Source organism: Promicromonospora kroppenstedtii DSM 19349, from assembly GCF_000515355.1.
Classification (GTDB): Bacteria; Actinomycetota; Actinomycetes; order Actinomycetales; family Cellulomonadaceae; genus Promicromonospora; species Promicromonospora kroppenstedtii.
The window spans coordinates 3,330-14,551 of record NZ_KI911575.1 but is presented as its reverse complement, the minus strand read 5'-3'; the positions used below and the strand labels follow the sequence as shown (position 1 = coordinate 14,551).

The window sequence follows — 11,222 nt, the reverse complement described above, 5'->3', positions numbered from 1 at the left end:
GGCCCCGGCGGCGAGCGCCGCCGGCGCGGTCACGACGGGCAGGCTGCCGGCGAGCACGAGGAGCCCGGTCAGCAGGGTCTCCCCCAGCAGGGGGAACCAGCCCTCCCCGGCCGTGCGCCGTCCGCGGCCCGACGGCGCCGTGGTCTCCTCGGTCTGCTCCTGGGCGTCCACGGTGATCAGCCCTTCAGACCCTGTGTGGCGACGCCGTCCACCAGGTAGCGCTGGAACACCACGAAGAACAGCAGTACGGGCACCAGGGCGAGGACGGCCATGGCCATCTGCGCGCCGTAGTCGGACACCGACGTCTGGTCCACGTAGAGCCGCAGCGCGATGGGCAGCGGGTACGTGTCGGGACGCTTGAGGTAGAGCAGCGGCCCGAGGAAGTCGTTCCACGACCAGATGAACGCGAAGATCGAGCTGGTGATCACCGCGGGCCGCATGAGCGGGAGCAGCACGAGCCGGAAGATGCCCCAGTGCCCGCAGCCGTCGATCCGCGCGGCCTCGTCGAGCTCCCGCGGCAGCCCGCGGAGGAACTGCACCATGAGGAAGACGAAGAACGCCTCGGTGGCCAGGAACTTGGGTGCCAGCAGGGGCAGGAACGTGTTCACCAGACCCATGGAGTTGAACAGGATGTACTGCGGGATGATGACCACGTGGAACGGCAGCAGCATCGTGCCGATCATCACCGCGAAGTACACGCCTCGGCCGGGAAAGCTGATCCGCGCGAACGCGTAGGCGGAGACGGTGGCCGACAGGACGATGCCCACGACCGAGCCGACCGCGAGGATCAGCGAGTTGAGCACGAACGTCCAGAACGAGACGCCACCGATGCCGGCGAACGCCGACGCGTAGTTGTCCAGCGTCCACGTCTCGGGCCACAGGTTCACGTTGCCGACGATGTCGCCGCTCGGCTTGAACGAGCTCATCACCATCCACACGCCGGGGTACAGGATCACCACGGCGACGGCGATCACGAGCACGTGGAAGACGACGGACCGCACGCGCTTGCGCCGGGTCGCCGTCGCGCTCGTGGTGGTGCTCACGGTGGTGCGCGGGGCGGTTGTGGTCGCTGTCGTCATCGCACGTCTCCCGTGTAGTGGACCCAGGCACGCGAGGTGCGGAACAGGACGGCCGTGATGATGCCGACCACGAGCACGAGCACCCACGCCATGGCCGAGGCGTACCCCATGCGGAACTCCGTGAAGCCCTTGAGGTAGAGGTAGAACGTGTAGAAGAGGGTCGAGTCGGCCGGGCCACCCGTGCCGCCCGAGATGATGAACGCCGAGCTGAACACCTGGAACGCGCCGATCGTCTCGAGCAGCAGGTTGAAGAACAGCACGGGCGAGAGCATCGGCAGCGTCACGGAGACGAACCGACGGATCGGCCCGGCGCCGTCGACGGCGGCTGCCTCGTGCAGCTCGGCCGGGATCTGCTTGAGGCCGGCCAGGAAGATCACCATGGGGGCGCCGAACTGCCAGACGGCCAGCAGGATCATCATCGGCATGGTCATGTTCGGGTCGCCCACCCAGCCGCCGGCCGGGAGGCCGAAGAACTGCTGGACCTGGTCGGCGATGCCGTCGTCGATGAACATGGCGCGCCACACGATCGCCACGGAGACGCTGGCCCCGATGAGCGACGGCGCGTAGAACATCGAGCGGTACGCGCCCTGGCCCCGGTGCTTGGCGTTCAGCAGCAGCGCGACCGCGAGGGCGGCGGCGAGCTTGACCGGCACGCCGACCAGCACGTAGACGGCCGTCACCTGGGCGGACTTGAGGAACCGCGGGTCGGCGAACAGGGCCGTGAAGTTGTCGATGCCGACGAACTGCGGGGCCCGGAACAGGTTGTAGTCGGTGAACGCGAGGTACAGCGACATCAGCATGGGGCCGGCCGTCAGCAGCACGAACCCCAGGAGCCACGGCGAGAGGAACGCGTACCCGGCCTTGACGTCGGCGCGATCGCGCTGCGGCTTGCCGCCGCCCCGTGCGGGGGACGACGTCGCCGTCCCCCGCACGCCGCCGCGCCCGGCCGCCCGACCGCGCTCGGTAGTGGTCGCGGACATGGTCACGCCCCGCCGAGGTTCGATTCGGCGCTCTGGAACCACTGGTCAGCGAACTCCTCCGGCGTGATGTTGCCGTAGGACAGCTCCTCGCCCAGGCGCTTGAACTCGGCCTCGACCACGCCGTAGCCCTCCACCGGGATCGGCGTGTCGGCCGTCACGCGGTCGGTCACCTCGTCCTCGTAGGCCACGATCTTCGCCTCGACAGAACTGTCGGCGAGCTCCATCGCGTCCTTCTGCGCCGGGACGGCGGGCACACCCTTCGACGTCCCGAAGATCTTGCCGACCTCCGGGTCGTTCACCAGGAAGTCGATCAGGGCGGCCGCGGCGTCGGGCTCCTGCGTGCTGGCGGACGACGAGAGCAGCATCGACGGCTTCCAGAACTGCTGCGAGCCCTCGGCGCCCGTGGGCAGCGGCAGCAGGTCGACGTTCTCGGTGCCCGCGCTCGCCGCGTACCCGGCCATCATGTTGTCCCACGTGAGCTCGGTGGCGGCCTCGTTCACCTGCAGACCGGTCAGGGGCTCGACCTGCTTGGCGCGCTCGACGGGGTAGAACACGCCGTCGTCACGCAGTGGCTGGGTGCGCTCGGCCCAGGCGACGAGGTCCGCCTTCTCGAAGGCCGGCGAACCGTCCTCGGCGAACGCCGTCTTGCCCTGCTGGAGCAGCCACTGGATGAACAACCAGAGCGTGCCCGTGTAGTCGGTGCCGCCGTAGACCTGCGGGTCGTGGTCGGCGCCGGCCGCACTGACCTCGCGGATCCAGGCGTCGTACTCGTCCCAGGTCAGCCCTGCCTCGGGCGGGTCGATGCCCAGCTCGTCGAGGAGATCGTCATGGTGGATCATGCCGAGCGTGTTCGTGCTGGTCGGAATCCCGAACTGACCGCCGTTGACCGAGCCCGACCCGAGCAGCGTCTCGTCGTAGTCGCCCGTCTCCAGGTTGACGCCGACCTGGCTCGACAGGTCCAGCAGCTGGTTGTTCGACGCGTACTGGTGGATGTAGGCGAGGTCCATCTGGAACACGTCCGGCAGCGTCTGGCCCGCGGCCTCGGTGCTGCGCGCCGTCCAGTAGTCGTCCCACGCCTGGAACTGCGTCTGGACGTCGATGTTCGGATGCTGCTCCTCGAAGAGCGCCACGGCCTCCTCGTACCTGCTCGCGCGGTCGTCGTCCCCCCACCAGACCAGGGACAGCTCGATGTCCCGGTCGGTGGCGACGGGCGCGGCGTCGGCCGACGGGGCCTGGCCACCCCCGCACGCCGAGAGGGCGAGGGCCGAAGCCGCCGCGAGGGCCGTGACCTGGACGACGGCCGTCCGTGTGGTGGTGCTTCTGCGGACCACGTGAGCCTCCTTGCTCAATCTGCTTCTGGTGGCCGGCTGCATCCTCGACGGCCGACTGAATCGATACAATACCGCTACGGGAAGCGTTGTCCAGGGCCTGAGGTCAGGAATTCGTAACGAACTCCATCGTTGGAGGCCGGGCGGGGTGCGGGTGACCGCAGGGTGGTGGGTCGTCGCAGGACGGTGGGCGCCGGTTGCCGAGAGAGGGGCGAGCGCAGATGTGCAACGCCGGCAGCCGAACGTAGGGGCAGTCGGCGCATGCGGGCTCAGAGAGCGACCAGGCCTACGTTCGACGGCACGTACCCGGCCGACGTCGGGCAGCATGGCGCCTATCAAGCGCGGTGCTCAGCGCCAACCGCGGCCCCGCGGGGAGCGTGGAGCCGGTGGCGTTCTGAGCACCGATTCCGCAACCGGACCCGCGTTCATCAGCCGACGGCGCCTGCCGGTGCCCGACAACCGCCGGCCGGGGCCCGGCGCCGCGCCGTCGAACGTAGTAGATGTCGGCGCATGCGGGCTCAGAGAGCGACCAGGCCTACGTTCGACGGCGGCCGACGACGTCTAACGGGTCAGGGAGTCGCGTCCTTGAGCGGCGGCCAGCTCGGGCCCGTGCCGCGCATGGAGGCGTGGAAGGGGTCGCCCGGGGCGATCTCGCCGGCGCGCACCACGGCACCCGTGAACGACGAGCGGTAGATCGCCGCGACCAGCTCCAGGGTGCCGCGCGTGTCGGCCACCGTGACCGGCGGCGCCTCGCCCGCGGCGAACGCCCGGTACGTCGGCACGAACTGCGCCAGGTGCCCCGACGGCAGCGCCTCGGGGTCCGCCTGCCACAGCTGCGCGACGTCGTCCCGGCCCGCCGCGGGCGTGAACGTCCAGTCCGCGTCGGAGTAGCCGTACAGGTGCGACAGCTCGACCGTCGCCGCCTCCGTGTCGAACCGCAGCTCGGACGTCTCGCGCGGCGACAGCAGCGAGTTCGCGATGGTCGCCATCGCACCGTTGGCGAACCGCACGATCGCCATCGAGACGTCCTCGGTGTCCACGTGCCGCGCCAGGCGGCCGGCCATCGCCGTCACCTCGGACCACGGTCCGAGCGTGGCGAGCAGCAGGTCGAACTGGTGGATGCCGTGGCCCATCGTCGGCCCGCCGCCCTCCGTGTCCCAGCGGCCGCGCCACGGCACCTCGAAGTACGCCGGCCCGCGGAACCACATCGTGTCGCAGGTGGCGACGAACGGGCGGCCCAGCGCCCCGTCGTCGAGCAGGCGGCGCAGCTGCCGCGCGCCGTGCCCGAACCGGTGCTGCACTACCTGCGTGAACGACGCCGTGGAGGCGGCCTCGGCCTCCGCGATCTGGTCGAGCTCCGCCAGCGACAGCGTGGCGGGCTTCTCGACCACCACGTGCACGCCCGCCTTCAGCGCGGCCACGGCGACGTCGGCGTGCACGCCCGGCGGCGTGCAGACGTGCAGCACGTCGGTCTCGCCGAGCACGTCCTCCAGCGAGGTGCCGTGCCCGGGCACGCCGTGCTCGGTCGCGAAGGCCTCGGCCCGCACCGGGTCGATGTCGACGGCGTGCACCAGGGTCGCGTCCACACCGTGCGCCGGCAGGTCCGCGATCGCTCGTGCGTGGGCTCCGGCGATGGCACCTGTGCCCAGGATCGTGACTCTCATGTTGCTCCGTCCTCGTCGACGCGTGTGATCGATCACCCGACCGTACGGGGCACGACCTCGCCGCACCCGTCGGCAGGCACCCTACCCGCGCCCCGCGCCGATGGAAAGGGCTTTCCCGGCCTCATCGGACCGCGCGCCAGGTACCGGGGCGGCGTCGGGAGGTTCGCGCCGATCCCCTTTGAGGCCTAAGTTTCTTCGCTTTGAACAGCATCAAAGCGAAGAAACTTAGGCCTCAAAGGGGAGGTCGCTCAGCCGACTGACCAGCCCGGCCAGGCCCGGCCAGGCCCGGCCCGGCCCGGCAGACCCGGCCGGAGCCGGCAGGTCACCGCTCGACCGCGCCGATCTCCGCCGCCACGGCGTCGACGAACGTGTCCGGCGTGTCCTCGGGCAGCAGGCCCGGGAGCGCGAGCAGGGCCCGCAGGTCCTCCTCGGCACCGGCCAGCCCGGCGACGTCGCCCAGCCCGTCCATGCCGCCCGGCATCTCGGCAGCCTCGACCAGGGCCTCGAGCTCCGCGGCGCGCGGGTCGTCGACGCCCTCGCCGGAGTGCGTCCGGCGTCGGACGAACTCGGCCCAGGCGGCCAGGCCGAACGCCACGCCCTCCGGCTCCCGCCCCGCAGCCAGCGAGTCCGCGAGCACACCGCCCCAGCGGAACGGGATCTTCTGGGTGCCGTCCATCGCCACCTGCGCCGTGGTGTGCCCGGTGTGCGGGTTGGCGAACCGCGCCAGGATCTGCTCGCCGTACTGCTGCAGGTCCAGGCCGTCGGGCGGGGTGAGCGTCGGCAGCGCGTCCTCGAAGAGGTACTGCCGCGCGCGCTGCGCGATCACGGGGTCGGTCACGCCGCCCGCGATCGTCGAGTGCCCGGCGAGCCAGCCCGAGTACGCGACCAGCGAGTGCGTGCCGTTGAGCAGCCGCAGCTTGGCCTGCTCGAACGGCGCGACGTCCTTGGTGAGCGTGGCCCCGGCGGCCTCCCACGCGGGGCGCGGCCCGGCGAACCGGTCCTCGATCACCCACTGTGCGAACGGCTCGCCCACCACGAGACCCTCGTCCCGCACGCCGAGCGTCTGCTCCACCTGGTCACGCTGCTCCGGTGTGGTGGCCGGCACGATCCGGTCGACCATGGAGCACGGGAACGTGACGCTCCCGTCGAGGTACGCACGCAGTCCGTCGCCCTCGCTCCCGGGCAGCGCCGCGTCCACGGCCTCCCGCACCAGGCGTTCGAGCACGCGGCCGTTGTCGACCATGTTGTCGCAGGTCAGCACGGTAATGGGGGCCCCGGAGGCAGCGCGCTGGGCCAGCCCGCGCACCAGCAGCCCGATGGCCGAGGCCGCCGGACGGACGGCGTCCTCACCGGCCTCCGTCACGGCGGCCAGCGCCGCGAGGTCGGCGGCCACCGCCTCGGTGTCCAGCGAGCCGTCGGGCCGCCGCGCGTAGCCCTTCTCGGTGATCGTCAGCGTGACGACGTGGGTCGACGGCGCGGCGATCGTGTCGAGCACGCGCTCGGTCTCCTCGGCGGGGTACGCAACGTCGACCACGGAGCCGATCAGCTCGACCGACGACTCCTGCTCGCCCGCGGTGAGCACGGCGTACACCCCACCCTGCGGCCGGAGCTGGTCGCGCACCGTCGCGGAGCGCTGGGTGACGCCCAGGATGCCCCAGCGGGTGTCGCCCGTCGCGATCGCGGCGCGCTCCGTGTACACGGCCTGGTGCGCACGGTGGAACGCCCCGATGCCGAGGTGGACTATGCCCACCGCCGTCGGCATCACGGGGGCGTCGATGCCCACCGGGACACGGTCCCGGTGCAGGCGGTCCTCAGTCATCACGTGTCTCCTTGACTTGTGCCACGAGCTGCGTCGGGTTCACGAACCGCAGCGCCACCACGAGCATGGCGAGCATCGTCGCGGTGTAGATCACCGACATGGCCGAGATGAGCTGCCTCGCCTCGCCACCGCCGGCGGCCGTCATGCCACGGTAGATGGCTACGACGAGTGTGTCCGAACCTGGGCCCGAGACGAGGAACGTCAGCTCGAAGAGCCCGACGGTCCGCACGAGCACCAGGATGGCCGCCGCGAGGATACCCGGCACCAGCAGCGGGGCGAGGATCCGGGTGAACACCTGCCGCGTCCGGGCCCCGCACATCCGGGCGGCCGACTCGATGGCGGGATTGATCTGCTCGATGAAGGGCGTCATCGTCAGGATCACGAACGGGACGGACGGCACGAGGTTGACCAGCACGACGGCGGTCAGCGTGCGGCCCAGCCCGAACGAGTACATGACGGTGGCGAGCGGGATGCCGTAGGTGACGGGCGGCATGAGCACCGGCAGCAGGAACAGCAGCATGACGGCGCGCTTGCCGGGGAAGTCCCGGCGGGCCAGCGCGTACGCGGCGGGCACACCCACCAGCACGGAGATCACCACGACGAGCACGGCGACGCCGACGGTGACGCCGACCACCTCGCCCAGGTCGAACCGGTCCCAGGCCGCGACGTAGCGCTCGGTGGTGAACCCGTCGGGCAGCCAGGTGTCGAACCACTGCCGGCCGAACGAGTCGACGACCACCGCGACGAGGATCCCGAGCAGGAACACCCCGAACGCGGTCATGCCGGCCCAGACGAACCAGGTGGACGGGCGGGCGGCGAGCGGCCGCTCCAGTGTCGAGGCGGCCATCAGCCCTTCCCTCCCGTGGTCCCGCGGTACAGCAGCGAGCGCAGGCCGAGCACGGCGACCACGACGATCAGCTCGACGGCGCCCATCATCAGCGCGATGGTGGACGCCATGGTGTAGTCGTTCTGCTCGCCGAACGCCCGGAACGCCATGAGGGACATGACCCGGGTCTCGCCCATGGCGTCACCGACCAGCCGCGCCGAGGGGAACACCGAGAAGGCGAGCACGAACGTCAGCACGAACGTGGTGGCCAGCCCGGGGGCGAGCAGCGGCAGCACGATCCGCCGGAACCGCTGCCACCAGCCCGCGCCCAGGGTCTTGGCGGCCTGCTCCAGCGACGGGTCGATGCCCGACAGGTAGGACGAGATGAGCAGGAACGCGAAGGGGAAGCCGGTGATGATCAGCGAGAGCATGACGCCCAGGTAGTTGTTCACCAGCTTCAGTGGCTCGTCGACCAGGCCGAGCTCGAGCAGCGTCCGGTTGATCCAGCCCTGCCGTCCCGCGAAGATCAACAGGCCCTGCGCGGTGAGCACGGTGCCCAGCGTGATGGGCAGCACCAGCAGCGACGTCAGCAGCCGCTTGCCGCGGAACCGGTGCCGCAGCACCATCGCCACCGGCACCGACGCCAGCACGTTGAACAGGGCGGCCGGCAGCGCGAGGCGCATCGTGAGCCACACGGAGTCGAACACGAACGGGTCGCGGAAGAACGCCACGTAGTTCGCGAGGGCGCCACCGCCCCACTGCTCCTGCATGGCGGCCGTGGGCTGGACGGTGAGCCCGATCCCGTACGAGAACGGGTAGACGAACAGCGCCACGGCGACCACGAGCCCGGGCACGAGCAGGAGCAGCGTCGGGTCGATTCCCCGCTCGGCCAGGCGGTGCCGCAGGCTCGCGGTGGCGCGTCCCGGCCGTTGCCCGACGGCGCTCACGGTGTGGCTCCCCGGCCGACGACGCGGCTCACGCCGCCACCTCCCGCGGCGCGACGACGACGGCGTCCAGCGACTCGGGGAACACGAGCACCCGGTCGACCGGCGCGGTCAGGGTGACCGCGCCGCCGACGTCGGGCGCCGTCGTCGCGCGGGCGTGGAGCATGGTGTCTCCGGCCTGGACGCCGACGGCGAACTCCCGCCCGTGGTACTCGACCACCGAGACGGAGCCCGGGACGGAACCCGCATCGCCGGTCGTTCCCCCGCCGCTGGTCGAGGCGGGCGCGACCCGCGGAGCTCCCGTCACCGTGAAGTCCTCCGGCCGGACCGCGACCCGCGCCCGGTCCCCCGCACCCAGGCCCCCGACGGCGCGCCCGATGAGCCGTACCCCGCCGTCGCCCGCCGAACCCACGCGGGGCAGCTCGACCACGGCCTCACCCCCGGACGCCGAGACGACGGTCGCGGGCAGGATGTTCCGGTACCCCATGAAGTCGGCGACGTACCAGCTCGCCGGGCTCTCGTAGAGCTCGTCGGGCGTGCCGACCTGCTGCACGCGGCCCTCGCGCATGACGACCAGGCGGTCGGCCAGGGACAGCGCCTCCTCCTGGTCGTGCGTGACGTAGATCGTGGTGAGCCCGAGCGACTGGTGCAGCCGCCGGATCTCGGTGCGCATGTCGAGCCGCAGCTTGGCGTCGAGGTTCGACAGCGGCTCGTCCATGAGCACGAGCGACGGCTCGAGCACCACCGCACGGGCGATGGCGACGCGCTGCTGCTGGCCGCCCGAGAGCTGGCCGGGCAGCTTCTTCGCGTGCTCACCGAGCTTGACCAGGTCGATCGCGGCGCGCACCCGCGCGTCGATCTCGGCCCGCGGCACGCCCCGCATCTGCAGCCCGAACGCGACGTTCTTGGCCACGCTGAGGTGCGGGAACAGGGCGTAGGACTGGAAGACCATGCCGAACCCGCGCCGTTCAGGGGGCAGCGTGTCGATCCGCCTCCCGTCGAGCCGGATCTCGCCGTGCGTCAGCGGCAGCAGGCCGGCCAGGCAGTTGAGCGCCGTCGACTTGCCGCAGCCGGACGGCCCCAGCAGCGCGACGAACTCGCCCGCCCTGATCGTCAGGTCCAGCCCGGCCAGCGCGTCCACCCCGCCGAAGCGCCGGCCGACGCCCCGCAGCTCCAGGGACTCGAAGTCGCTCATTCGGCCTCTTCCTCCACCTTGCCGCCGCCGACCTCGCGGTCCCAGATGTCGAACGCGGTCACCATCGAGTCCGCGTCGAGCGGCACGACGGCGTCCTGCGACTCGATGAGCTCGTCGAACAGCGGCCGGCCGAACTCCTCGATCACGTCCTGCGACTCCTGCGGGGCGAGGTCGAGCGTGGCGCCCTCGACCGCCGGACCCGGGTAGAAGTAGCCGGCGTCGTACGCCTTGGCGTTCTGCTCGGGGGTGAGCATGTCCTGCAGCAGGAGCAGGATCGCGCTGATCTTGTCGGCGCTCTGGCCCTTCGGGATCGCTGCGTAGTGCGCGTCGGTGACCCACGTGAAGTCGTCGAACGCGGCGGCCTCCAGCGTGTCCGGAAGCTGGCCCTCGGCGCGCGGGGCGATATCCCAGCCGGTGGTGGTCGGGATCATCGACCAGGTGCCGTCGGCCATGTTGGTCACGACCTGGCCGGTGCCCGTCGGGTAGGTGTCCACGTACTGGCCGAGGTCCTTGAGGTACGCCCAGGTCTTGTCCCAGCCGTTCTCGGGGTCGGTCGGGTCCTCGTCACCCAGGATGTAGGGCAGGCCCATCAGGAACGTGCGGCCGGGACCGGAGTTGGCGGGGCGCGCGTACCCGAACTTGCCCGGGTTGGCCTCCGCCCACTCCAGCAGCTCCTCGGGCGTGGCCGGCGGCGTGCCGACCACCTCCGGGTCGTACTGCAGCAGCGGACCGGACGGGTAGTACGTCGTGACCACGCCGTAGCCCTCGGCGAGCTCCTGCATGTTCGCGGCCGGCTCCAGGTAGTTCTCCTGGTTGGTCAGCCGGTCGCCGTAGTCGTCCACGACCGGGATCCACAGGTCCTGGCCGATGCCGGCGGCGAGCCCGTCGTTGCCGGTGAACACCACGTCGATGGACAGGTTGCCGCTGTCCACCTGCGGCTTGACGATGCCGGTGACGTCGGGCGCGCCACCCGTCTCCCAGGTCACCGACTCGATGACGTCGGGGTTGTTCTCGACGAACTCGTCGACCATGCCCTCGGTGAGCCGCTGGTTGCCCGCGACGTCGAGGATGTTCAGGGTGACCGGCTCCGACGGCGTCTCGGGGACGTCGGCCGCGTCGGTGACGGCGCCGCCGCTCTCGCCGCCGGGCGGTGCGGGCGGGGCGCACGCGGTGAGCAGGGCCAGCGCGGCGACGCCCGCGAGCGCCACCGCCTTCTTCGAGGTACGCATGGTGCCTTCCTCTCTCCCGGGCTCCGTCGCCCGGGCGTTTGTGGCCGGGTCGGACGTCAGTCGGCCGTCCCGGCGGGTGCGGGTCCTGAGGACCCGCGGATCGTGAGCTCCACGGGGAGCTGGACGCTCGCCGGCGTGCCGCCGCGCAGGCGCGCGAG

At 71.3% G+C, this 11,222-nt stretch carries 9 protein-coding genes; all 9 read right to left on the bottom strand.

Going from position 1 to position 11,222, the window contains the following annotated elements; translation table 11 throughout:
- Positions 1 to 176: 176 nt before the first annotated feature.
- Entirely contained in the window at positions 177 to 1,079 is a 903-nt protein-coding gene (locus PROKR_RS01470; RefSeq protein WP_036959086.1) for a carbohydrate ABC transporter permease, read from the bottom strand.
- Positions 1,076 to 2,059, bottom strand: coding sequence for a carbohydrate ABC transporter permease (locus PROKR_RS01465; protein ID WP_051432582.1), 984 nt, complete (start codon positions 2,057 to 2,059; stop codon positions 1,076 to 1,078). The genes PROKR_RS01470 and PROKR_RS01465 overlap by 4 nt, the downstream gene beginning before the upstream one ends.
- Positions 2,060 to 2,061: 2 nt before the next feature.
- Positions 2,062 to 3,390: an ABC transporter substrate-binding protein gene (locus tag PROKR_RS01460; RefSeq protein WP_036959091.1), complete on the bottom strand. Its 1,329-nt coding sequence runs from the start codon at positions 3,388 to 3,390 to the stop codon at positions 2,062 to 2,064.
- Between the two features lie 566 nt (positions 3,391 to 3,956).
- Positions 3,957 to 5,051 carry a Gfo/Idh/MocA family protein gene (locus PROKR_RS01455; protein ID WP_036959085.1) on the bottom strand — a complete coding sequence of 365 codons (1,095 nt, stop codon included), beginning with the start codon at positions 5,049 to 5,051 and terminating at the stop codon, positions 3,957 to 3,959.
- A 322-nt stretch (positions 5,052 to 5,373) separates the two neighbouring features.
- On the bottom strand, positions 5,374 to 6,870 hold the full coding sequence (locus PROKR_RS01450) for a mannitol dehydrogenase family protein (RefSeq protein WP_036959083.1): 1,497 nt from the start codon (positions 6,868 to 6,870) through the stop codon (positions 5,374 to 5,376).
- Positions 6,863 to 7,717 carry an ABC transporter permease gene (locus tag PROKR_RS01445; protein WP_036959082.1) on the bottom strand — a complete coding sequence of 285 codons (855 nt, stop codon included), beginning with the start codon at positions 7,715 to 7,717 and terminating at the stop codon, positions 6,863 to 6,865. The genes PROKR_RS01450 and PROKR_RS01445 overlap by 8 nt, the downstream gene beginning before the upstream one ends.
- Positions 7,717 to 8,643, bottom strand: coding sequence for an ABC transporter permease (locus PROKR_RS01440; RefSeq protein WP_036959081.1), 927 nt, complete (start codon positions 8,641 to 8,643; stop codon positions 7,717 to 7,719). The genes PROKR_RS01445 and PROKR_RS01440 overlap by 1 nt, the downstream gene beginning before the upstream one ends.
- A gap of 28 nt (positions 8,644 to 8,671) precedes the next feature.
- Complete coding sequence (locus PROKR_RS01435; protein WP_036959079.1) at positions 8,672 to 9,835, bottom strand: ABC transporter ATP-binding protein; 1,164 nt, start codon at positions 9,833 to 9,835, stop codon at positions 8,672 to 8,674.
- Positions 9,832 to 11,064 (bottom strand): extracellular solute-binding protein, encoded by a 1,233-nt coding sequence (locus PROKR_RS01430; protein WP_036959078.1) that lies wholly within the window; start codon positions 11,062 to 11,064, stop codon positions 9,832 to 9,834. The genes PROKR_RS01435 and PROKR_RS01430 overlap by 4 nt, the downstream gene beginning before the upstream one ends.
- Between the last annotated feature and the right edge of the window lie 158 nt (positions 11,065 to 11,222).

What these genes read in the sequence shown, in the direction of transcription:
- PROKR_RS01470 (WP_036959086.1), bottom strand. Translation starts at nt 1,079, where the DNA reads ATGACGACAGCGACCACAACCGCCCCGCGCACCACCGTGAGCACCACC.
- PROKR_RS01465 (WP_051432582.1), bottom strand. Translation starts at nt 2,059, where the DNA reads ATGTCCGCGACCACTACCGAGCGCGGTCGGGCGGCCGGGCGCGGCGGC.
- PROKR_RS01455 (WP_036959085.1), bottom strand. Translation starts at nt 5,051, where the DNA reads ATGAGAGTCACGATCCTGGGCACAGGTGCCATCGCCGGAGCCCACGCA.
- PROKR_RS01450 (WP_036959083.1), bottom strand. Translation starts at nt 6,870, where the DNA reads ATGACTGAGGACCGCCTGCACCGGGACCGTGTCCCGGTGGGCATCGAC.
- PROKR_RS01445 (WP_036959082.1), bottom strand. Translation starts at nt 7,717, where the DNA reads ATGGCCGCCTCGACACTGGAGCGGCCGCTCGCCGCCCGCCCGTCCACC.
- PROKR_RS01435 (WP_036959079.1), bottom strand. Translation starts at nt 9,835, where the DNA reads ATGAGCGACTTCGAGTCCCTGGAGCTGCGGGGCGTCGGCCGGCGCTTC.
- PROKR_RS01430 (WP_036959078.1), bottom strand. Translation starts at nt 11,064, where the DNA reads ATGCGTACCTCGAAGAAGGCGGTGGCGCTCGCGGGCGTCGCCGCGCTG.